The organism is Pseudoalteromonas sp. SCSIO 43210, assembly GCF_054133285.1.
The window spans coordinates 2,511,400-2,534,654 of sequence record NZ_CP087225.1 but is presented as its reverse complement, the minus strand read 5'-3'; the positions used below and the strand labels follow the sequence as shown (position 1 = coordinate 2,534,654).

The window sequence follows — 23,255 nt, the reverse complement described above, 5'->3', positions numbered from 1 at the left end:
CAATATATATGAACGATGTTTGCAATGCACCCGGTTTATTGCCAATTGAAACTGCAATACAGAATATACTTGGCACAATAACGCCTGTTAAAGACGTTGAAACTATTTCTATAATGCAAAGCGTTGATCGCGTTTTAGCAAGCGATGTTAAGTCAACTATAAACGTACCCGCTCATAACAACTCAGCAATGGATGGCTATGCGCTGTGTATTTCAGATAAAAGCTTAACCTACACACAAGTAGGTAGTGTGTTTGCAGGTCAAGTTTTTGAAGAAACGCTTACCCCAGGCCAATGCGTAAGAATAATGACCGGCGCCGCCATTGCACCAGGCGCTAACGGCGTTGTAATGCAAGAAAATGCCTCGGTTGATGGTGATAAAATTACGTTTACCGCGCAACCAAAACTAAACGAAAACGTGCGTTTTGCTGGCGAAGATATAGCAATCGACGACGTTATTTTAAAAGCAGGCGATAAACTAAAAGCCGTTGATGTGGGGTTACTTGCATCTTTAGGAATTGCCAATATAGACGTAGTAAGAAACTTAAAAATAGCCGTGCTTTCTACAGGCGATGAGCTAATAGAACCTGGTCAGCCTCTTGAGCAAGGCGCTATTTTTGAGAGCAACCGCGCTGTTATTATTAGTGCGCTGCAACAAAAAAATATAGACGTGCTTGATTTAGGAATTATCCCTGATGACAAAGAACTCATCACTAATGCATTTTTAAAAGCGAACGAACTTGCCGATGCCGTAATAAGCTCAGGCGGTGTATCCGTTGGTGAAGCCGACTTTACAAAAGAAGTGCTCAACGAAATTGGCAATATTCACTTTTGGAAAATAGCCATGAAACCAGGCAAACCTTTTGCCTTTGGTAAATTAAGTAACAGTTACTTTTTTGGCTTGCCAGGTAACCCTGTGTCGGCTGCTGTTACATTTAATCAGTTAGTAGAGCCTGCACTGCAAAAGCTGTCGGGTCTTGGTGACGTAAATCCTAAAATGCGTTTTAACGCTATTACTACATCCGTTATTAAAAAGCGCCCAGGAAGAGCCGACTTTCAACGCGGTACTGCAACAACTAACGAGCAAGGTGACTTGGTGGTTGCCCCGTTTAATAAACAGGGCTCGGGTGTACTTTCGTCGCTTAGTAAAGCTAACTGCTTAATTGTAGTGCCAGCACAAAGCGGCAATATCGAAAAAGGTGCAACGGTAAGTATTGAGTTGTTATAAATACTTAATATAGACATAAAAAACCAACTAATGTTGGGCTTTTATGTCTAATATTTAAGTCAATTAATTAGAACAACGATTCAAAATCGCCATTTGAAAATAAAACCCCGGGGATGCCACGAACGGCAGTAACGTCAGCTATTTTAGTATCACCAAAATATAAACCGCCACTGTAATTACGGCCCTTTTGTTTTACATCTAACCAACGGCCATTTTCGCCTTTCGCAATGAGGTTAATATTGCCACTAACATCACGAATACGTAAATCTAGCGCGCTATTTTTTACACTAACAAATATATCTGTAGAAGTAAGTTCAGATAAATTTTCAACATCACCTACGTATGCAAATTTAAAGTCGCTTGCTCCACTTAATGGAAAATCTAACTCAAAAGTAAAGGCTAAATCATCATTGTCTTCGCCAATAAAAGGCGAAGCCTCTACTGCTGTGATATGAAATGCAGTGTTTTGAATGCCGCTTACGTAATTACCATTAAAATCAAAGGTAGATAACGTAGTTGACTCCTCACCTAGTGAATTAACAAAACGATTTAAGTTTAATGATAAGTCACCTTCTAGTTTACCCGCTGTTTTATTGATAATTACATTGGTCGTGATCTGCGCTATACCTGTATCAGCTTCTGGGTTTAATTCACTTTGAGCATCTATACCATCAAATTGAATAACCAGCTCACTCACATCAACACTTAATACCGTAGCGCCATTTGTGACAGTTGCACTCATTACACCTTCAATTTTATCTCCCAGTACACCACTTACCCTAAATGTTGGGATTGATAAATCAATTGCTATAGGTAAATCATCATATGTGCCAGTAATAGCCCATGTATAAGGTGATTGGCTATAAATGATATCCAAATCACGAAGCTTATATTGTCCTGCTGGCGTAGAGCCTTCTGCAAGTGGAGAATAGTTTGTAATAACTTCATTTAAAGCATTAGTAAGCGCACTAAGAGTTCTTTGTGTGTCTTCATCAAATGCACCTTCAAGCTCAGTAAATTTTGCGTCTAATTCATCTGAGTAAGCTTTTTCTTGAAGTCTTGCAACACCTATTATATTTCGCGTATCAACAAGTAACTCTCTTGAATCTAAGCTTTGTACTTCTGCTGAACGAGCCTGCCAATTTGTGAATGTAGTTACGCTCGCAATGGTTTGCTTAACTTGACCAGCGACATTTTTCAGCAAAGCATTACCTTGGTCGCTAAATAAGTTATCTGTAACATACTGCACTGCTAAATCGCTGTAATCTTGCCACGCTTGCTGGTCAGTCTCCAAGTTAGTAAATGCATTAAAAGCACTTACAACGCTAAACGTACTATCAGCAACACCAGCTAAAATTGCCGCGTAAGTAAATGCGTTAGTAACCATTTCTGCTTCAACACTTGCATTTAAATTACTGTGCGTTAAATGATAAAAAGGCGTGGCTGATAAACTAGCCTGTGTAGCACCAAAACCTTCGTCAGTAATTGCTTTACTCAATGGCGATAAATAAACCGTATTTACACCAGGAGCACTAAAAGCAGCTGCTTTGTAATTAAGAGTAACGGCTGTTAATTCTTGATAGTCGATTAAACGGTTCGCGTTTAAGTCATTTGCATCACCACGAACTGTTCTGCCGCAACCGGTAAAGCGTGGGCAAGGTAGCGTTGTATCACTAGGTATAAACTCAAAGCTATTAAAAGTAAGTGGAGTTACATTTATACTCGCAGTATTGATGTTTTCGACTTCAATTGATTCTTTCACCACCCCATCACTATCTAAAACATTAAGCGTTCCCTGTGGTGATTGCCAATTAGATACATAAAAATTTACAGAAGAAGATGTTGAAGCTTCACTCACTGCAACAGATTCTGAACTGTCACTGTCTGATGAAGAACCACAACCTACCAATGCAATAGCGACCCCTAAAGGTATAATTTGTTTTAACATCTTCATTCCTTAAAACTTAATGTTCACGTACCAATTCACATTCGCATAATAGGCTTTATCTAAATCTAAGCTATCTGTTTGTAAATTAAGACCAAAATATTCACTTTCTATACCAACCAAAAACGCTTCACTTTTTGTTTCGTAGCCTGCTTGTACTTTCCAATGATCCCAAAAGTGAATGCGGCCTTTTAATTGGCTAAACGTGTCTTTATCGTAACGTTTTAAAGTTAGTTGGGTTGAAAAACGCTCGTTTATTCTGTAATCGGCAAATGCTTGTAGTCGCATTTCCATCTCAAAATCATGCGATTCGGTATTTCCAAATGCAGACGTTTTTAATGATACTGTTGGCTGGGTAGTAATGTCGCCGTTGTCATTTTCACTAAATGGAACTTCTGTAGTTTGGCCTTTAACAAAGCCACTATCGTCGTAATCTGTTTTATAGAGTAAATCTTTTACACTAAAACCAAGTTGTAGTTCATCATTTACTTGCCAATCAGCAAAAATATCTAGGCTATAGCCTAGGCCTTCAGGTTTCTGGTCTGGTGTGAATTTTTTAAATAAAATATCTTTTGAAAAATTGTAATCAACAGTTACAGCACCTTCAACTTCATCGCTATAAATTTCGCCATTTACAGTAGCATCTTGAAAATGCGTACTCGAAAAAACGGATAATTTAGGTGTAATTGTTAATGAATTTTTATCTAAAAACTTAAAATCGTAAGATACAAAAACACCATTTGAAGTCGCTTGTTTTGCATCTAAATTATATGTATAAAAACGATCCTCAAACTCTAAATCATTTTTTTCAGTGTGAGTGTATTTGGCCGTATCTGGATCAAAATTAAGCACGTAATCATAGCGACTTTGTAAACCAACCTTAAAATTCCCGAAACCCACACCGACTTCAAATATATTGTAAGTAAATGCACTGTCTCCCGATTTTAGTGGTGCATCGAAATCATCGACAAAAGCTTGTACTGGCTGTGCTTCGGTGTAAATCTCTGCGTCAAAATGTGTAAATACTTGAAATTGGTTATCTGCGGAAACAAATGGAGAAATAAGAGCTGTTGAAAATCCTAACAAGAGAATTTTTTTTTTCATAATTTAATCGCTTTCTATAAAAAAAGGGAAAAGCGCTAGGCTTTTCCCTTTTATAGTTTAAATATTACTTAGATGAATCAATTAAATCAACATCAGTGTAATCAACCACGTCACCATCGATATAGGTTATTGAAATACCATTAGTAATCTCGGTTACTGTACCAAAAGACATCATAGCCTCATTGTACATAGCCATAACGCTACCTATGTAATCCGCACTTTCGCCATCAGTAATAGACAATGTGTAACCCATAGCATCATTCACAGTAATATCTAAGGTACTGTCAGAGCTCATTACTTTAAAGTCTACATCACCAGATACACCTTCTAATGAAATAGAACTTGAATCTGTTTCTTCATCAGCTGTAATGCTTAACACGCCGTTAAAGCCAGAATCGCCATCCATAATTTCAATATGGTTAGTCGTTTCAGTCATTATGATTTCTGCATCATCTACATTATCAGCCGTCACCGCGCCATCAAAAGTAAATACTAAACATGAATCGATTTGAGTAGCATCAATTGTACCTGCTGCAAATTCAACACAATCTGTCAATGCTGCTACTTGCGTATCAGCAGTTACAAGCTTAATAGATGCATCATTTTCGCCTACCAGCGTAGCACCCCAAGCAACAACTAGCTTATCACCTTCATAAGAAGCCGCTGCGTTAATCATTTCACCTGTAGTAGCATTGCTAAGCATAAGTGTAAGATCATCTAAGCTGTAATTGTAAGCCCAGTTAGGGAAACGTGTAGATGTACCCGATGCAGAATCACCCATACCAGAAACTTCATCGATTACATCAGCTACAATTTCAGCAGCATCAATAATAGCATCACCACCAGTACTCGTTAGCACTGTCATAGTCGCTAATGACTCTGACGTAGCTTTAACAGAAGCTAGTACAGTTAGTTTAGGAAGCGCTTCTTCTGCAGCAACTTGAAGCGCTAACGCAGCTGTAAACTGCTCTGCTGCTAATTCAGCTTTATCAGTAGCAACTTTAACCATTGCATCAGCATCATCAACTAATGTTTGTGCTGCGTCTTTATCTTCATCTGTTACAGCAACATCTAAATATGCTTGTGCAGCTGCTTTAGCTTGCGCTATAGCAATTTCCAATGCATCTACAGTTGTAGCAAATTCAGATGCGGCAGAGACTGCTGCTGTTGCAAGCTCTAAAGCAGCCGCTGCATTAACAGCGGTATCGATCGTCGCGTTTTGTGCATCAGCAAGCGCTGAAGTAGAAGCAGCTTCTGCTGTCATTGATAGGGTTTGCTTCGCATCTGCAACATCTGCTGCATCAATAGCAATAGCTTTAGCCGCCGTTACTTCAACATCAAACTCTGTAACAGCCGCATCAACAGCAATAACTAATTCAGCAAGCGCTGCGTCAAACGCACTTACTTTGTCAACTTCTGTATTTGCATCAGATAGTAGATCTTCTGCATTATCAAGAATTTGTTGGTATGTATTATTTTGGTCAACAAGTAATGTTGCTGCTGAAACAAGACCTTGAGACTTAATAAATAATTTATTTACTTTATTTGCTAAATCGGCAGTTTCAGCTTCATTAACAAGTGTAGCTACTGCACTTGCAAATGCGACAGCACTTGCTGCATCAGTAACCGTTTCTCCACCTAGAGATTGAGCATCTGCTAAGTTAGTCTCAGCTGTCACGACTAAAGCTTGTAAAGTAACAAGTTCAGCTTCTGATGCTGTAACCTCTGCTGTAACAGAAACAGCTAATTGAGCATAAAAATTGTCATCAGCTTCACAGTTATCTGTACAACCTAACTTTTCTAATGCTTTTTTAACTTTTTTAGCAATAAGAGCTAAACTAGCGTCAGTTGCTGCGCCATTTTTAATAGCTTTATTTTTTGCTGCTTTTGCTTTAGCAGCAATGCCAGCCGCTTGTAAAATAAATGCATCTTTTTCAGCATCTGTTGCATTTGGATTAACAACATTGAATGCATTTATAATTGCAGCTTCAATAGCATCATCATCACCAGTAGCAATGGCTAAAAAAATGTTAGATGTGTTTGTTACTGCTTGTTGAAGTTTAGCCGCTAACGCTGCAATTTCAGCATCATCACTACCGCTTAACTTACCATCTTTAATGCCTGTTTTTAATTTACTTAGCACATCGCTGATAGAGTCTAAACCTTGAATAGATGACGCTATTTGAGAAATTGCTAAAATACCTTCGCTTAACTCTTCTTCACCGTCTACATCACTTAAATCAACTGCACCACCAATTGAAGGGTCAGCAAGTAACTCTGGTATTTGAAGTGTGCTATCAGGTCCCATTAATTGGAAAAAACTGCGTAAACTTACTTCAGCAATAGTAGGAGGACCAACCTCTCCTCCAGCTGTAATAATTAACTGAGAACCGATAGTCGTAAACAATGTTGCATTAGCTGTTAAAGAACGAGATACACCTGGATCGCCTTGAGCTCCACTTGCACCTGACGTATCAGCTGTAATTGCTGGGACAAATTTGATTACTGAAAGTTCTAGATCAGTTTTGTACCATTCACCAAATTCAATTGCAGTATCGCCATCATTTACATCATCAACTTCTGGGGCTGTTGCGTAAGAACCACAACCTAAGTAAGCATCACATCTTAAAAAGCTCTCATCGCCTTCTTCTGACGTTTTAACTGTGATGTAAACTGGTCCAGTAAAGTTATCTTCTAAGAAAATGCTGTAGCGTCCGCTTTCATTTGTTAGAACATCATCAGGGTTACCTGCAATTTTGTTTGCTTCTAAATCAGCATCGGCTGCATCTTGCGATAAACCTTCTCCAGAGAAAGATTCAGCTTCAGAAGAGGCTTCTAATCTAAATGCAACAGGTACACTTTGACCAGTTGCATCTAATGTAGAAACGCTTACTACCGCGTTCATCATTGCGCCTTTAACAGCTTTACCAGTTACTTCAACATTAAATTGAGCATCATCTGATGAGCTAAAAGATTCAACAGGAGGTACGTATACATTCCTATCGTTATCAGAACCACAAGCTGTTAAGCCCAATGTAAGTGCAACTGATGCTGCAATTGGTGTAAATTTGATCATACGCTTCGACATTTATTTCTCCTTGATAGCTTGAAATGAGTATCAGAAATTAGTTTAGTCACAATTTGCATTGTTCAAGTTTACAAAAATAATAAACGAACACGCAATACTAACCTTTGTTACTAGAATTCTAAAAATACCATTAAGCCATATATTTTTGCTACATATTTATACATTTTATTAAATGTATTTTGATTTTATCTACATACTATTTCTTTATGACCCTCAGTAATCTAATTAAAAATCATAAAAACTCAGGACGCTAAAATATAGTATATCCATTTTGTGAATTGAATATTACATTTAATTTAGTTTGTTAATATTATTCTTCAAGTAAATGCGATGAATCGAAGAAAAAAGCGGTTTTTTTACTGAACTGGAATGAAAATTAACTAAAAAAATATGACTATGACAACATTCAAATTTTTTCAATCGCTAAGCATTGAGCCATATATTTGGTTTTTCTTTTTATTACCTAAGGCAATTTAATCGCGATGCGAGGTTTGTAATCTAGTGGGCTCGCTAACTGCGTTGAAAATAGCTGGCTAGAGAAAATAAGTTTAATATCATCATGATTCAATATGTTAGTAAGTCTCTTAACCAGAGTTAAGGTTAAGTAATAACCGAGCAAATAGTCCCCAACACGAACCCAAGGGCAATGCATGTTTGACATCTATGCTGCGTTATCGCCTATTTATAGTAAATAACACCATAGGCGTTGCCTTGCCTAAAAACCAAACATACAGCTGCAAATTCAACCTCGAAGATAAATAGACCCAGATATTGAAATAATTACTACATAGAAAACCCCACTGCATAATCACAAGAGGGACTTTATTTTAATAAGGAACCCTTACAACCCCTTCCATTAATACTCGTGCACTGCGGCTCATACTTGCTTTGGTAACTAGCCAATTACCTGCAGTATTTTTAGCTTCAGCACCTACTTTTAGCGTGCCCGACGGATGACCAAAGTTAACTTCACTCAATGCGCCGCCACCAGCGGCTATATTTACGAGTGTGCCTTCGATTGCTGCGGCCGTGCCAATAGCAACAGCCGCTGTGCCCATCATGGCATGGTGCAGTTTACCCATCGACATAGCGCGCACTAATAAATTGATATTTGCAGCTTCAATAAGCTTTCCGCTAGACGCTTTGTAATCTAAAGGTGATGCAACAAACGCAACCTTTGGCGTATGTTGGCGAACTTGCGCTTCACTAATGTTAGTGATTAAGCCCATTTTAACAGCGCCATAAGCACGAATGGTTTCAAGCTTTTCAAGCGCTGCAACATCGTTATTTATATCGTCTTGCAGCTCTGTGCCGGTATAACCAATATCAGTGGCTTTAATAAATACAGTAGGAATACCTGCATTTATCATGGTTGCTTTTAAAGTACCAACACCTGGAACCTCTAAGTCATCAACTACGTTACCTGTTGGAAATAACGCGCCATCGCCATCAGCGGGGTCCATAAATTCAAGTTTTACTTCAGCTGAAGCAAAAGTAACACCATCGAGTTCAAAGTCACCGATTTCTTGCACTTCGCCATTTGTCATAGGGACATGCACTAATATGCTTTTTTTAATATTAGCCTGCCACACCCGCACGATAGCAACACCGTTATTAGGTACTCTGCTTCTATCGACTAAACCATTACTAATGGCAAAAGCACCGACTGCTGACGTTAAGTTGCCACAGTTACCACTCCAATCTACAAAAGGTTTATCTATAGCCACTTGACCAAACAAGTAATCAACATCGTGTTCGGCTTGCTCACTTTTACTTAAAATGACGGTTTTACTGGTACTTGATGTAGCACCGCCCATGCCATCCGTTTGCTTAGCATACGGATCGGGGCTGCCAATAACACGCAGTAATAAATTATCGCGCGCCTCGCCTGCTACTTGAGCAGGCTTTGGCAAATCAGTTAAATTAAAAAATACACCTTTACTGGTGCCGCCACGCATATAGGTTGCAGGCACTTTAATTTGCGGTTTAAACATAATGCTTGCCCTTATGCAGATTGTGTTGCTTCTAAAAAGTCTTGAGCAAAGCGCTGTAATACACCACCAGCTGCGTAAATAGAAAGCTCTTCTTGGGTGTCGATACGGCACTTCATAGGCACAGTAAGCACTTCACTGTCTTTACGGGTAATGCTTAAATTAACGGTGGCGCCTGGTTTTAAATCACCCGTTACATTGTACGTTTCACTGCCATCCAGCTTTAGAGTTTTACGCGTTGTGCCTGCTTTAAACTCAAGCGGTAAAACCCCCATACCAATTAAGTTAGTACGGTGAATACGCTCAAAGCCCTCAGCTGCTATTACTTCAACGCCTGCAAGTCTTACGCCTTTTGCAGCCCAATCGCGCGATGAACCTTGACCGTAATCGGCACCGGCTACGATAATAAGCGGTTGTTTACGCTCCATGTAAGCTTCGATTGCTTCCCACATACGGGTATTAGTACCTTGTGGCTCTAAGCGTGCGTAAGAACCTTGTTTAACGTCGCCGTTTTCGTCAAGTACCATTTCGTTTAGCAGCTTTGGATTGGCAAAGGTTGCACGCTGCGCTGTTAAATGATCGCCCCGGTGCGTTGCGTACGAGTTATAGTCTTCCTCTGGGACGTTCATTTTGGTCAGGTATTCGCCAGCAGCGCTGCTTGCCATAATTGCGTTTGATGGCGATAAATGATCCGTTGTAATGTTATCGCCAAGAACTGCAAGCGCACGCATACCGGTCATTGTGCGCTCACCCGCAAGTGCACCTTCCCAATAAGGAGGGCGACGAATGTAGGTGCTTTCTGGGCGCCAATCGTAAAGTGGGTCGTTATCTTCACCGTAATCTACGGTTAAATTAAACATTGGCTCGTATACTTTTCTAAATTGCTCAGGCTTAACGCTTTGCTTAATAACTGCATCAATCTCTTCGTCAGATGGCCATAAATCTTTAAGTGTAATATCGTTACCTTGTTGATCTTGCCCAAGTATTCCTTTTTCAATATCAAAGCGAATAGTACCAGCAATGGCGTACGCAACAACCAAAGGAGGTGACGCTAAAAATGCTTGCTTAGCATAAGGGTGAATACGCCCATCAAAGTTGCGATTACCCGAAAGCACCGCGGTAGTGTATAAATCGCGATCGATCACTTCTTTTTGAATAACAGGGTCAAGCGCCCCGCTCATACCATTACAGGTAGTACACGCAAAACCAACAATGCCAAAGCCAAGTTGCTCAAGCTCTGTTAGTAAGTTTGCATCTTCAAGGTATGATTGCACTGCTTTTGAGCCCGGTGCTAATGAAGTTTTAACCCAAGGTTTGCGCATTAAACCCTTAGCATTTGCGTTACGGGCAAGGAGTGCTGCAGCTATTACATTGCGTGGATTACTCGTATTAGTACAGCTAGTAATAGCAGCAATAATACACGCGCCGTCTGGCATTAAGCCCTCTTCATTTTCAACAATACCCGAAATACCTTCTTTAGCTAAATCGCTTGTTGATACTCGGCGGTGTGGATTAGATGGACCTGCAATATTGCGCCCCACGCTTGATAAATCAAACGTAAGCACACGCTCATATTTTGCGGTTTTTAAGCTATCGCTCCAAAGGCCTGCTGTTTTTGCGTAGTTTTCTACAAGGGCAATTTGTTCTTCTTCGCGACCTGTTAAACGCAAGTAATCTATTGTTTTATCATCAATATAAAACATGGCTGCAGTTGCGCCAAATTCAGGCGTCATGTTCGAAATGGTTGCTCTGTCGCCAAGTGTAAGCGCGTCGGCACCTTCACCGTAAAACTCTAAATAAGTAGAAACAACACGTTGCTCACGTAAAAATTCAGTAATGGCCAACACAATATCGGTAGCGGTAATACCTGGTTGGCGCTTACCTGTTAGCTCAACACCAACAATATCAGGTAAGCGAATATAAGAAGCGCGGCCCAGCATTACGCTTTCAGCTTCAAGCCCGCCTACACCCACCGCAATAACACCCAGCGCATCAACATGAGGCGTGTGGCTGTCGGTACCTACTAGTGTATCTGGAAATGCAATGCCATCTCGGTTTTGAATAACCGGCGACATTTTTTCAAGATTAATTTGATGCATAATGCCGTTACCCGGTGGAATAACGTCAATATTTTTAAACGCAGTTTTAGTCCAGTTTATAAAATGAAAACGGTCATCATTTCGTCTGTCTTCAATAGCGCGGTTTTTTTCAAATGCGTCAGGATCAAAACCGGCATGCTCTACCGCTAGTGAATGATCCACTATTAACTGCGTAGGTACTACCGGATTCACTTTAGCCGGATCGCCGCCTTTTGCTGCAATTGCATCACGAAGCCCAGCTAAATCAACAAGTGCTGTTTGGCCTAAAATATCGTGGCACACTACACGCGCCGGATACCACGGAAAATCTAAATCTTGTTTGCGCTCAATCAGCTGATTAAGTGCATCGGTTAACATGGCAGGGTCGCATCGGCGTACTAGGTTTTCGGCAAATACACGCGATGTATAAGGTAGTGTGGCGTATGCACCTGGCTTAATTGCATCTACGGCTTCTTGCGTATCGTAATAGTCGACATTTGAGCCCGGTAGAGGTTTACGGTATTGGGTATTATTAATTATGGTCATAATAAATTCGCTAATTGATGACGGTGTTTGCTCACAGCTAGCGTGTTTAATGAAAAGTTGAGAAAAACTGCTCGCTAGTGGCTATGTGCAATAAAAAAGTGAGCACATGCGTGCTCACCCATTTTTTAACGTGACTCTATTGGTGTGTAACTACGTGCATCGGGCCCTGTGTAATCGGCACTTGGGCGAATAATACGGTTGTTAGCACGTTGCTCTTTTACATGGGCAGTCCAACCAGTAACACGGCTCATTACAAATATTGGCGTAAATAATTTAGTTGGAATATCCATAAAGTGATAAGCAGATGCATGGAAAAAATCAGCATTACAAAACAGTTTTTTCTCGCGCCACATAATCTCTTCACAACGAACAGACACAGGGTAAAGCACGGTATCGCCTACCTCTGCTGCTAGTTTTTCAGACCACTTTTTAATAATTACGTTACGCGGATCCGATTCGCGATAAATCGCGTGACCAAAGCCCATTATTTTGTCTTTACGTTCAAGCATGCCCATAATTTCTTTCTCAGCATGTTCAGCGCTTGTAAAACCTTGAGTCATATCCATTGCCGCTTCGTTAGCACCACCATGTAATGGACCACGCAGCGTACCAATCGCACCAGTTACGCAAGAATGAATATCAGAAAGCGTTGATGCACACACACGCCCTGTAAAGGTAGAGGCGTTAAACTCGTGCTCTGCGTACAAAATTAGTGATACATTCATTACCTGTGCAAACAATTCACTGGGTGCTTTGTCATGTAACAGTGTTAAAAAATGTGCGCCAACAGAGTCGTCATCTGTTTGTGTTTCAATGCGTACGCCATCGTGTGTAAAGCGGTACCAGTAACAAATAATACTTGGGAACACAGCAACCATACGGTCGATTGCATCATTAGCTTGGCTAAAATCAAGCTCCATTTCAAGGTTACCCAACATTGAGCAACCCGTGCGCATTACATCCATTGGGTGCGCGTCATTAGGAATATTTTCAAGCACGGTTTTAAGCGCATCAGGTAAGCCGCGTAAACTTTTTAGTTTTGCTTTATATTCTGCCAATTCGCTTGTGGTTGGTAACTCACCACGTGAAAGTAAAAAAGACACTTCTTCAAACTGCGCTTTTTCGGCAAGTTCACTAATATCATAACCACAATACGTTAAACCAGAACCACTTTGTCCAACAGTACACAATGCTGTTTGACCAGCCACTTGTCCGCGTAAACCCGCGCCGCCTAATGCTTTATCTACCATGATTTTCTCCTATCTTAAATTTGTGTGTGATTTTAATAATTATTATTTGTCAGATTTTGATGAAAAAAGTGTGTCGAGTGTGTTCTCGTACGTGTGGTAATCTAAAAAGTCGTAAAGCTCAGAACGCGTTTGCATATTTTCAATTTGGCTTTGTTGCGAACCTTCATTTAAAATTGCTGAATACACGTTTAGTGCTGCTTTGTTCATGGCTCTAAATGCACTTAGTGGGTAAAGCACCATTTCAACACCTACATCACTTAACTGCTCTTTTGTGTAAATAGGTGTTTGGCCAAACTCAGTAATGTTTGCCAAAATTGGAACGTTAATCGCTTTTGCAAACGCTTGGTAATCAGCAAGGTCGTGTACGGCTTCTGCAAAAATAGCGTCAGCACCGGCTTCAACACAAGCAGCTGCACGGTCTATCGCGGCGTTTAAACCTTCTTTTTGAAATGCATCGGTACGCGCCATAATATAAAAATCGCTATCGGTTTTTGCATCAACCGCCGCTTTAATGCGGTCAACCATTTCACCTTGGCTTACAATTTCTTTATTGGGACGATGACCACAGCGCTTTTGCGCTACTTGGTCTTCAATATGAAAACCCGCCGCACCGGCTTTAGTCATTTCTTTTACTGTGCGCGCAATATTAAATGCCCCACCCCAACCGGTATCGGCATCAACAAGTAGTGGTAAGTCGCTAGCACCTGTAATACGACGAATATCTTCAAGCACGTTATCAAGGCTTGTCATACCTAAATCTGGCATACCAAACGAGGCGTTTGCAACACCGGCACCTGAGAGGTAAATAGCTTGGTGACCCATTTTTTCAGCCATCATCGCTGTGTAGGCGTTAATAGTACCTACCACTTGTAACGGGCGGTTATTGGCAATAGCGTGTTTAAATTTTAATCCTGCTGACATTACTTTCTCCTCACTTTGAACGGTTGCTACGTGGAGTAACTTATAGTTTTAATCTGTAATTATGACTGTTTAACTGCTCTTGCTAGCTTTTAGCAGCTTATGCTTTTTGCTTAGCTAATAAGTCGAATTTGGTTTGAATATTTGCTTGCGATGCGCTTATGTGGCGCTTCATAAGCATTTCGGCCAGTTCGCCGTCGTGGTTTTCAATCGCGTTAATAATAGCTAAATGCTCATCAAACGCTTTTGATACACGCGGCCCCACCATGCCCATTTGTACACGGTACATGCGTATTAATTGATAGAGCTCATTACACAGTAAATGAATTAAATGCGCGTTTTTACTGCCTTGAATAATACGGTAATGAAAATCTAAATCGCCGGCTTCTTGATAGTAAGACTCGCCCTCTTTAACACGTTGTGTTTGCAAATGCTGATTAAGTAATTGCTTTAAGCCTTTTATCTCTTCGGGTTCCATATTGTCGGCAGCCAGCCTACATGCCAAGCCTTCAAGTGAGCTGCGAACTTGATAAACTTCAATCAAACGCTCAGCGGTAAGGGCAACTACTCGGCAACCTACGTTAGCTTTACGCTCAACAAGGTAGCAACTCTCTAAGCGATTTAACGCCTCTCTAAGCGTTGCACGGCTTACACCATAACGCTTTGCAAGTTCAGGCTCTGATATTTTACTGCCTTGGACTATACTGCCTTCAACAATCTCACGGCGCATATCTACAAATACTTGATCTGATGCGGTAGTTATAGGCGCTTCGTTTAAAAGTGTGTGTGTCATAAGTTATTTTTTAGATTGTCGACAATTAGTGTGATTACTATGAGCTTATTAAAAAATCATGTCAACCCTTAAACCTATCAAAATGGCTAAAAAACACGCCCATTGTCGACACTATTAACCTAAAGTCGCATAAAAATGGTTTTAAAATGGACTAAAACAATGAAGTGTCGACAGGGCAATAAATCAGATGTTACGTCTTTAAGCGCTGAAAATGCATTATATAAATGCTATTATCGCGCTTTATTTTTATAGTATGAGCCAACGCGTGAACGCCAACACTTTTATTCCTGAGCACTTTATTGATGACGTAAAAACCTATTTACCAGCGCATCTAAACTTAGATGACTTTTTAAATGCGTGTCGCAGGCCACTCAGAAAATCTATCCGCGTTAATACATTAAAAATTAGCATTGAAGAATTTGTAGAACGTGCAACTGAAAAAAATTGGCTGCTAACCCCCATCCCTTGGTGCAGTGAAGGCTTTTGGTTAGAACGCCCAAGCGATGAAGAGCAAAACCTCGCTCTTGGTAATACTGACTTACATCTAAGCGGTGCGATGTACGTACAAGAAGCAAGTTCAATGCTGCCGCCTATTGCCTTAAAACAAAGTATTAAACTCGCTAACTCGCAAAATAACACCGTGCTTGATATGGCATCAGCACCGGGTTCTAAAACATCACAACTTGCAGCACTTATGGATAACCAAGGCGTGCTTGTTGCAAATGAGCTTTCGTCATCTCGTTTAAAGGTACTTAGCGCCACCTTAAAACGCATGGGGGTTGGTAACTGTGCGCTCTCGCACTTTGATGGCGTTATATTTGGCAACTACATGTTTGAATGCTTTGATAGCATATTGCTAGACGCGCCATGCTCTGGCGAAGGTACTGTGCGTAAAGACGCCGACGCACTAAAAAATTGGTCAATAGAATCAAACATACAAATAGCCCAAGTACAAAAAGACTTAATTAAAAGCGCATTTTACGCATTAAAGCCAGGTGGCACGTTAGTGTATTCAACCTGTACACTTACTCCGCTCGAAAACCAGCAAGTATGCGATTATTTACTCAGTGAATTTGGCGACTATATAGAGCCACAATCCCTAAGTGATTTATTTGAAGGTGCAAGCGAAGCCACAACTAATGAGGGCTATTTGCATGTTTGGCCGCAAACATTCGATAGCGAAGGCTTTTTTATTGCAAAATTTAAAAAGCAAACAAGTTGTAATAATCCAAATCAAACTGTTAAAAAAGGCGCGTTTCCGTTTAATGAGTTTGATAAAAAGCAAAGTGCCGCGTTTATGCAGTCGCTTAAAAAACACTTTGAGTTAACTAATCTTCCTGGCAACTTAATGCAGCGCGACAAAGAGCTGTGGTTATTTCCACAAGGGTTTGAAGCCCTGCAAAATAAAATTAAGTACGCACGCTTAGGTATTCAAATTGGCATTATTCATAAAAATGGCGTAAGGCTAACCCATGAGTTTGCAACCGTATTTGGCAATGAATGCAAAACTAATATTTACGCGTTAAATAACGAGCAAGCAAATGATTATTTTCAAGGTAAAGATATACGCTTAACTGAGGCAACTCAAACAATTGGTGAAGTAGTTTTAACACTGTGTGGGTGCCCTATTGGGCTGGGAAAATGGCAAAAAAATAAGATTAAAAACTCACTGCCGCGAGATCTCGTGCAAAATACGCAGTTAATAAGCTGGGTATAAAAAATGGATAACCATTTTAAACTGCACATAAAAAATCTAAGCATTTGTTATTAAATATAACTAAATGCAAAATTTAGTTATGCCTTTTATTATTACTTAACTACACTTTTAAGTACTTTCTTCTTCTCCCTAAGAATCTAGAAAGTTTTTTTAGTTAACGCAAGACTCAACAGAGAGTCATTCTAAAGCCCAGAGTTTTCCTAATTACTCTGGGCATTTTTTAATTTTCAACTAAATCAAATTCGGTTAATTCCCCAGAGCCATGAATCAATTGATAACGCGCTAAATTGCCTTGTTCGAGTGTTATTAAACTAATCGCAGAGTCACTTACTAAATACTTTTGCCCTTCGCCCTTAGTTTGGTGTTTATCTACTTCCATATGCCAACGTTTAGTAAAAAAGTTAAGTGGGCTTTTTGGTCCATATAAAATTGAATCTAGTTTATCGAGTACGTTTATTAATTTACGTGGAAATTCGTTTTTAATACCACTGGCGGTAAGTTGCCAAATTCGGTTGGGGTGATTACCAAAACGTTTTTGCACTGAAAAGCAAAATGAATAGTGCACGTCTCCCGATAAAATAAGCGTTTCGTTTGGTGTATCAGTTCGCCTAAACGTATCGAGTAGTTTTTTAGCCGATCCTTCGTGTGCCATCCAGTTCTCTACATCAACCATAAGCGGTTGCCCGCAAATATTAAACATGGCTTGAATAGCTTCTATTGATTTAACACCAAATACGGGGGCTGGCGATACAATAATAACCTGATCGTGGCTTAATAGGCTTTCTTCAAGCTCTGTTAGGCGTTCCCAATCAAGTAGACCTGAAGGCTCGTTAAAATTTTGCTCATTTCGCCAACGGTGCGTACGTGTATCTAGCACCACTACTTTTGGGGTTGTAGTTAACTCGTAATGCCAAAAACTAAAATCATTTAGTGGTTTATCAAATGCTTTAAACTGCCATAAATTATTAGCAGTACGGCTTTGCTTAAAAGGTGTTAGTAACTCGCCTGTTTTATTTAGTGCATCGTTCCCCATTCCTTGGAAAAGCCAATAACTAATTAACCCGTTATTAATGATTCGTTTACTACTTGGATTTTCATTTATAGCTTGCTCCCACCCAGCGGTGAGGTTCCAATCATCGGTTACATCGTGATCGTCAAACATCATTAATGTCGATACATTGGCAAACAACCGCTCTACTTCACTTAAGCCTTTTGCATAATCAATCAGTGCTGTTTTTTCAGCGTCAAAAATAGTTTTGTTTTGCTTGTTTTGACCTGAATACGTTGTATTTTGTATATCAACGCATTGCCAAGCAGCAGCACTAAAATTTAATAAATAAAGCGCTATGTATTCTTCAAAATGGATAAGGTGATTGTAGGCTTTTACACTTGAAAAGTGAGGTTCGTCTTTTTTTAGCCAGTAACCTATACCTAATTTTGAACGTTTTTGCCAAGGCGTTTTTGGTAAATACAAATGACGATTATAAAGTTGCTCTTTTATATCGTCCGGTAACTCAATGGCAAGTGGTTGCTCTTTATAAATACCGAGTTGCTTAACTAACTGATGAATAGCTAATAACATGGGGCCTGCTACGTCATCGGCGTAAACCTGATCGCCACTGAGCAAAAATAGTTGTGCACCTTCGTTATTGTTGGCACGCTGGGTATTTTGCCAGTGACTTGCAGACACTAAGCTATCTTTTGCTGGATGATGTGCATTACGGCACGAGCCATGCAAAATATCACTGAGTTTATCGGGGATTACAAATGCAGGCGTTGTTTGACTGCTATAGCACCAAGGCGATAAATCGATTACTGTATCGTCAATTACAAGCTCATAGTTTAATAAGCTATCTAGAGGGAGTTTGTTGTCTATTGGCTTTATAATGACGAAATGCAGATACAAATGTTCCCCTAAAGAAACAGTGTGTTGATCACTATAACACTCAACATTTAATAAGTTTATTTGGCAGTTTGCAGACTTGCTGGTAGCAAACTGAATACAGACTCCAGTTTGCTCTGCACGGCGCACCATTGGCCCCATTAGTAAAATAGGAAGGTTTGCCGTGTTAGTAATCATGTATTTAGCCTTTAGCTGCTAATTTAAATAAAGAATAAAAGTTTTCGGTAGTCGCTTTAGCAAGTTCATTAAAGCTAATGCCTTTAAGTTCGCTAATGTAATAAGCTACATCTTCTACGTACGCTGGCTGGTTTGTTTGCCCACGATACGGGACAGGTGCTAAATAAGGCGAGTCGGTTTCTATTAATAAGCGATCAAGTGGGATTTGTTTTACGACTTCTTTTAGTTCTAAAGCATTTTTAAAGGTAACAATGCCGGAAATCGAAATATAAAAGCCCATGTCTATGGCTTTTTTAGCCATATCCCAGTCTTCAGTAAAACAATGCAATACGCCACCGCAATTTTCCGCTTTATGTTCACGCATTAAATTTATGGTGTCGACACGTGCATCGCGAGTATGAATAATTAACGGCTTTTGTAATTCGTTAGCTACTTCAATATGCCCAACAAAACTGGCTTGCTGTACTGCATGTGTATCTTTTGAATAATAATAATCAAGGCCTGTTTCGCCAATAGCGACTACTTTGTCGTGCGATGCTAGGTCAATTAACTGCTGCTTGTTAAGTGCGTCTTTTTGATCAAGTGGATGTACGCCACAAGAAGCTGATACATCGTCGTAATGCTGAATTTTATCAAGCATACTCGGGAACTGATCAAGTGTTACACTTACACATAAAAAATGCTCAACCTTTTTAGCACGTGCTTTATCAAGCACTTGGTCAAGGTTTAAATCAAGTTTATCAAAATCAAGACGGTCTAAATGGCAATGCGAATCTACAATCAAAATTGGGCCTGTTTTTTACTACATGGTGTAAGTCGGATTACCGGAGTTTAACATAGTCCCCAGTAGTTTTTCGATCTTGGAATTAAGGTTTGTTTTATCATCTAAGAAAGTAATACCTATCCCTGGTGGGTTAGAGCTTTGTGCACCTTGTGGGGTGATCCACGACACTTTACCCGTCACTACATCATCTTCTAGTGCATCAGGCAAGGTAACTCTAAGTGCCAATGAGTGCCCTACTTCGTAACGCATATTAGTGGGTACAAATAAGCCACCTTTTTTTAAATAAGGCATATAACAACGATATAATTCATCTAGATCATCTATATCAACTAATAGCTCTTGCATGTTTAATCCTTTTTATGAATTACGTAATATGTGCGCTAATCGCGATACTGCAAGCGGTAAATTAAGCCCAAGGATTTTTGTGTTATTTTGCAAAAATTCACTCAGAGCCTGTTGCGCAATCTGATATGCATCAAAGCTCATGCCTTGCATTAACTGCTGCTTTAGTTGCTCACTTAAGAACAAAGTAAATATGCGAACAAGCTCAGGCTGTTTATTTATAATATCGACTAACACTTTAAAATTATGACTTTGTTTAAACTCAGTTGCAAACTTATAAAGCATATCAATACTTTGTAACTGACTTTGCTCTTGCCAATGCTTAACTTGTAATGGTTGGCTATAAAAAAGTGGCAACCAGCTATAACCTTTAATTTGCAATGACTCAAGCCATTGCTGGGCAAGTTGTGTGTTTATTACTTTTATATCTGTTTTAGCACACCGGCTTAATATCGTGGCCGGAAGCTGTGCAGCTTGGCTTGTTGTAAGTATCAAAAATCGGCTATTACTTGGCTCTTCTAGCGTTTTTAATAATGCATTTGCTGCGGCGGTTGTCATTTTTTCACAATTTTTAATAACAACTACTTTGTTACTATTTTGCGCCGCAGAGTGATTCATAAAATCACTGATCCCGCGTATATCGTCTACGCCAATACTTTGCCCATCAACCTGCGTTAAACGTTTATCAGGGTGCGTGCCTGCAAGTGTGAGTAAACAACTTTTACAGTGGCCACACGGTGCTAAAATACTATTAGCAGCTGCTGATTGCTGTACTATATTTTGGCACAATAAGGCATTAGCTAACTGATCGCTTAACTCGAATTTACCAACGCCAATGGGTCCACAAAACAACTGTGCATGATGAAAACGCTGGCCACGAAAGCTCTGCGCTAAGCGTTGCTGTGTATCGTGTAGCCAAGGCAGTACCATATTATTTTAGCCCTTCAAAAAATGTACGTAGTACGTTAGTTATATCGCGGTGTACTTTATCGATGTCTTGGTTTGCATCAACTGTTTTAATTGAGCTGTCGTCGTTAGCAAGCTCAAGGTAACGCATGCGAGTGCGCTGAAAAAACTCAATAGCTTCTTGCTCTATTCTATCAAGTTCGCCTCGCCCTTTTGCACGTTCAAGGCCAATAACAGGGTCAATATCAAGGTAAATAGTTAAATCGGGCTTCAATCCTTTTAATACCATTGATGATAACGACGCTAGTGTATTTGAGCTAATACCTCGTCCGCCACCTTGATATGCTTGAGATGATAAATCATGGCGATCAGCCAATATCCATTGACCTTGCTCAAGCGCAGGATTAATGACGTTATGCATTAACTGCGAACGCGCCGCATACATGATCAGCAATTCGGTTTCAAAGGCAATTTCTTCTTCATGCTCTGCTTTTACAAGTGTGCGCAGTGATTCGGCTAGTGGTGTTCCGCCTGGTTCACGTACATTTATAAAGTCGATCTGTTTTTTGTTTAAAAAATCTTGGCATAACGAAATAGCGGTTGATTTACCAGCGCCTTCTAGCCCTTCTATTACTATAAATTTTGGTTTCATAAAATATTAATTCTTTTTATTTAATATATACGTTTTAACTGCCGCGTTATGCTGTTTTAACGTGGTTGAAAACTGGTGGCTACCATCGCCTTTTGCGACAAAGTAAAAGTATTCACTTTGCGGCGGATTAACTGCAGCTAAAATAGCGGCTTTTGATGGCATTGCTATAGGTGTTGGCGGTAAACCATTAATACGATACGTATTGTAAGGCGTATAATCGCGCAAATCTTTACGTTTAATATCACCATCAAAATCAGCGCCTAGCCCGTATATTACGGTGGGATCGGTTTGCAGGCGCATATTGGTGTTTAATCGATTAACAAACGCTGATGCAATTAACGGACGTTCGCTGGCAAGGCCTGTTTCTTTTTCAATAATTGAAGCCATTATTAGTGCTTCGTATGCTGTTTTATAGGGTAGATTAGCAGCGCGCTGCTGCCAAGCATCATCTAATGTTTGCTGCATTTTTTGTGCTGCACGTTTTAATACACTGCTTGCAGTATCGTTATTATGATAGTGGTAAGTGTCGGGGAATAACCAGCCTTCTAAGTGCGTGTCATTACCCAGTATTTGAGTACTTAGTTCATCACTTTTTAAATCGTTTTGTAAATTATCGGCTTTTTTAATAGCACTTAGTACTTCACGTAAGTTTTGCCCTTCAATAATGGTAAAACTAAAACTGACTTGCTGGCCTTGATTAATTTTTTTTATATTACTGATAACACTATCGGCTGTTAGCTCGTAAAGCCCCGCTTTTAAGTCGGTGAGTGTGGGATCTAATTTGGCAATTACCTGATAGCGCCAGCAACTTTCGACCCAGGTATTAGCTTGCCATTGATGACATAACTTATTAAAGCCAGTGCCATGCTTAACTTCAAATTGTGTGTTTTGAGCTAACTTTAACGGGCTATTTATTGTTGCTTGTAATTGCTGGTAACCAACAGCAGTGGTTATAACAGCTAAAAAGAGTACCGATAAAATAACTTTTAACACTCAGCCTCCTTGGCTAATAATTTAGTTAATAATGCGTGGCTGTCGTCTGTATTAAATACCTGTTGTTCAATACGTTTTACTGGTACTGCTCCCATTAAGCTATTACACACAAATACGGCGTCTGCTTGGATTAGGTCTTCTACTTTCACGCGTTTAAATTCAACTGGTAATTTAGCACATAACGATTGTAGGTAAACGCCCTTTATTCCGCACTCATCAAGCAATGGCGTAAACACACACTTATTTTTAATCGCAAAAATATTAGCTGCTGAGGCTTCAATTATATTGTTATTGTAATCAAGCACTAACACATCGTCGCAGTTTTGCGTTTGCATTGCTTTTTTAACTAGTACTTGCTCAAGCCGGTTTAATGTTTTAAGACCCGCTAAATGAGGTTGTGCAGCTAATTTAATTGGGCTTATTTCGAGACTTACACCCTTTTTAGTAAGCGCACTGTAATTACTAGGGTAATCTAATACACTCAATAAAATAGTAATATTACACTCACTTGGCAGCCCATAACCACGTCCGCCTTCGCCTCGCGTTACAAGTATTTTAAGCACGTTCAGTGGTGCAGCTTTTATATACTGAGCAATTTGATTTTCAAGGCTATTAAAGTCTAACTCAGGAAAACCCAAACGCTGTGCACATTCAATCAAACGCGCTTTATGGTGAGCCCAATACTGTACTTGCCCATCAACAACTTTAGCCGTTGTAAAAAAGCCGTCACCGTAATTTAAGCCTCTGTCACACGTGCTTAAAGTGCTGTTTTGATCTACTGCTATTATTGTTTGCATTTTATTTGGCATATAAAAAAAGCCCAGTTAAACAACTGAGCTCTT

Annotated in this window: 17 protein-coding genes; 2 read left to right on the top strand and 15 right to left on the bottom strand. The window is 39.8% G+C overall.

All coding sequences use genetic code 11. The annotated features are described in order from the left end of the window. The first annotated feature begins 8 nt into the window (after nucleotides 1-8). Nucleotides 9-1,226, top strand: a complete 1,218-nt coding sequence (gene moeA, locus LOS73_RS10860; protein ID WP_033030627.1) for a molybdopterin molybdotransferase MoeA — start codon at nucleotides 9-11, stop codon at nucleotides 1,224-1,226. A gap of 67 nt (nucleotides 1,227-1,293) precedes the next feature. On the opposite strand, the gene LOS73_RS10855 is transcribed toward moeA, so the two are convergent. The 8 genes from LOS73_RS10855 to LOS73_RS10820 form a co-directional block, all read right to left on the bottom strand. Next, nucleotides 1,294-3,174 (bottom strand): hypothetical protein, encoded by a 1,881-nt coding sequence (locus LOS73_RS10855; RefSeq protein WP_033030626.1) that lies wholly within the window; start codon nucleotides 3,172-3,174, stop codon nucleotides 1,294-1,296. Between the two features lie 9 nt (nucleotides 3,175-3,183). Then, complete coding sequence (locus LOS73_RS10850; RefSeq protein ID WP_457933624.1) at nucleotides 3,184-4,275, bottom strand: hypothetical protein; 1,092 nt, start codon at nucleotides 4,273-4,275, stop codon at nucleotides 3,184-3,186. A gap of 64 nt (nucleotides 4,276-4,339) precedes the next feature. Next, a complete protein-coding gene (locus tag LOS73_RS10845) occupies nucleotides 4,340-7,363 on the bottom strand; it encodes a hypothetical protein (protein ID WP_149606350.1) in 3,024 nt (1,007 codons plus the stop codon). Between the two features lie 827 nt (nucleotides 7,364-8,190). Further along, complete coding sequence (gene prpF, locus LOS73_RS10840) at nucleotides 8,191-9,357, bottom strand: 2-methylaconitate cis-trans isomerase PrpF (protein WP_007375253.1); 1,167 nt, start codon at nucleotides 9,355-9,357, stop codon at nucleotides 8,191-8,193. Nucleotides 9,358-9,368: 11 nt separating this feature from the next. After that, on the bottom strand, nucleotides 9,369-11,978 hold the full coding sequence (gene acnD, locus LOS73_RS10835) for a Fe/S-dependent 2-methylisocitrate dehydratase AcnD (protein WP_007375254.1): 2,610 nt from the start codon (nucleotides 11,976-11,978) through the stop codon (nucleotides 9,369-9,371). Nucleotides 11,979-12,103: 125 nt separating this feature from the next. Further along, nucleotides 12,104-13,228 (bottom strand): bifunctional 2-methylcitrate synthase/citrate synthase, encoded by a 1,125-nt coding sequence (prpC, locus tag LOS73_RS10830; protein WP_033030623.1) that lies wholly within the window; start codon nucleotides 13,226-13,228, stop codon nucleotides 12,104-12,106. Between the two features lie 42 nt (nucleotides 13,229-13,270). After that, complete coding sequence (gene prpB / locus LOS73_RS10825; RefSeq protein ID WP_002962361.1) at nucleotides 13,271-14,149, bottom strand: methylisocitrate lyase; 879 nt, start codon at nucleotides 14,147-14,149, stop codon at nucleotides 13,271-13,273. A 97-nt stretch (nucleotides 14,150-14,246) separates the two neighbouring features. After that, nucleotides 14,247-14,939, bottom strand: coding sequence for a GntR family transcriptional regulator (locus LOS73_RS10820; RefSeq protein ID WP_457933623.1), 693 nt, complete (start codon nucleotides 14,937-14,939; stop codon nucleotides 14,247-14,249). 265 nt (nucleotides 14,940-15,204) lie between these two features. On the opposite strand from LOS73_RS10820, the gene rsmF reads away from it, so the two are divergent. Beyond that, the gene (rsmF, locus tag LOS73_RS10815) at nucleotides 15,205-16,656 is read left to right on the top strand and encodes a 16S rRNA (cytosine(1407)-C(5))-methyltransferase RsmF (protein WP_457934959.1); all 1,452 of its coding nucleotides are present in this window, start codon (nucleotides 15,205-15,207) and stop codon (nucleotides 16,654-16,656) included. 220 nt (nucleotides 16,657-16,876) lie between these two features. Here the strand turns inward: rsmF and LOS73_RS10810 are convergent, their stop codons facing one another. From LOS73_RS10810 to pabC, 7 genes are read right to left on the bottom strand one after another with little or no spacing between them, the layout of a single operon-like run. Then, the gene (locus tag LOS73_RS10810; RefSeq protein ID WP_457933622.1) at nucleotides 16,877-18,736 is read right to left on the bottom strand and encodes an alkaline phosphatase D family protein; all 1,860 of its coding nucleotides are present in this window, start codon (nucleotides 18,734-18,736) and stop codon (nucleotides 16,877-16,879) included. A 4-nt stretch (nucleotides 18,737-18,740) separates the two neighbouring features. After that, the gene (locus tag LOS73_RS10805) at nucleotides 18,741-19,520 is read right to left on the bottom strand and encodes a TatD family hydrolase (protein ID WP_457933621.1); all 780 of its coding nucleotides are present in this window, start codon (nucleotides 19,518-19,520) and stop codon (nucleotides 18,741-18,743) included. 18 nt (nucleotides 19,521-19,538) lie between these two features. Next, nucleotides 19,539-19,865, bottom strand: a complete 327-nt coding sequence (locus tag LOS73_RS10800) for a PilZ domain-containing protein (RefSeq protein WP_007375260.1) — start codon at nucleotides 19,863-19,865, stop codon at nucleotides 19,539-19,541. 12 nt (nucleotides 19,866-19,877) lie between these two features. Next, complete coding sequence (locus tag LOS73_RS10795; protein WP_457933620.1) at nucleotides 19,878-20,792, bottom strand: DNA polymerase III subunit; 915 nt, start codon at nucleotides 20,790-20,792, stop codon at nucleotides 19,878-19,880. Nucleotide 20,793: 1 nt separating this feature from the next. Continuing rightward, on the bottom strand, nucleotides 20,794-21,420 hold the full coding sequence (tmk, locus tag LOS73_RS10790) for a dTMP kinase (protein ID WP_008135397.1): 627 nt from the start codon (nucleotides 21,418-21,420) through the stop codon (nucleotides 20,794-20,796). Nucleotides 21,421-21,426: 6 nt separating this feature from the next. Next, a complete protein-coding gene (gene mltG, locus LOS73_RS10785) occupies nucleotides 21,427-22,413 on the bottom strand; it encodes an endolytic transglycosylase MltG (RefSeq protein ID WP_457933619.1) in 987 nt (328 codons plus the stop codon). Next, nucleotides 22,407-23,222 carry an aminodeoxychorismate lyase gene (gene pabC / locus LOS73_RS10780; RefSeq protein ID WP_007375264.1) on the bottom strand — a complete coding sequence of 272 codons (816 nt, stop codon included), beginning with the start codon at nucleotides 23,220-23,222 and terminating at the stop codon, nucleotides 22,407-22,409. The genes mltG and pabC overlap by 7 nt, the downstream gene beginning before the upstream one ends. Nucleotides 23,223-23,255 lie beyond the last annotated feature (33 nt).

Excerpts from the sequence above, each read along its gene's own strand:
- moeA (WP_033030627.1), top strand. The coding sequence starts at position 9 with ATGAACGATGTTTGCAATGCACCCGGTTTATTGCCAATTGAAACTGCA.
- LOS73_RS10855 (WP_033030626.1), bottom strand. The coding sequence starts at position 3,174 with ATGTTAAAACAAATTATACCTTTAGGGGTCGCTATTGCATTGGTAGGT.
- LOS73_RS10850 (WP_457933624.1), bottom strand. The coding sequence starts at position 4,275 with ATGAAAAAAAAAATTCTCTTGTTAGGATTTTCAACAGCTCTTATTTCT.
- LOS73_RS10845 (WP_149606350.1), bottom strand. The coding sequence starts at position 7,363 with ATGTCGAAGCGTATGATCAAATTTACACCAATTGCAGCATCAGTTGCA.
- prpF (WP_007375253.1), bottom strand. The coding sequence starts at position 9,357 with ATGTTTAAACCGCAAATTAAAGTGCCTGCAACCTATATGCGTGGCGGC.
- acnD (WP_007375254.1), bottom strand. The coding sequence starts at position 11,978 with ATGACCATAATTAATAATACCCAATACCGTAAACCTCTACCGGGCTCA.
- prpC (WP_033030623.1), bottom strand. The coding sequence starts at position 13,228 with ATGGTAGATAAAGCATTAGGCGGCGCGGGTTTACGCGGACAAGTGGCT.
- prpB (WP_002962361.1), bottom strand. The coding sequence starts at position 14,149 with ATGTCAGCAGGATTAAAATTTAAACACGCTATTGCCAATAACCGCCCG.
- LOS73_RS10820 (WP_457933623.1), bottom strand. The coding sequence starts at position 14,939 with ATGACACACACACTTTTAAACGAAGCGCCTATAACTACCGCATCAGAT.
- LOS73_RS10810 (WP_457933622.1), bottom strand. The coding sequence starts at position 18,736 with ATGATTACTAACACGGCAAACCTTCCTATTTTACTAATGGGGCCAATG.
- LOS73_RS10800 (WP_007375260.1), bottom strand. The coding sequence starts at position 19,865 with ATGCAAGAGCTATTAGTTGATATAGATGATCTAGATGAATTATATCGT.
- LOS73_RS10795 (WP_457933620.1), bottom strand. The coding sequence starts at position 20,792 with ATGGTACTGCCTTGGCTACACGATACACAGCAACGCTTAGCGCAGAGC.
- tmk (WP_008135397.1), bottom strand. The coding sequence starts at position 21,420 with ATGAAACCAAAATTTATAGTAATAGAAGGGCTAGAAGGCGCTGGTAAA.
- pabC (WP_007375264.1), bottom strand. The coding sequence starts at position 23,222 with ATGCCAAATAAAATGCAAACAATAATAGCAGTAGATCAAAACAGCACT.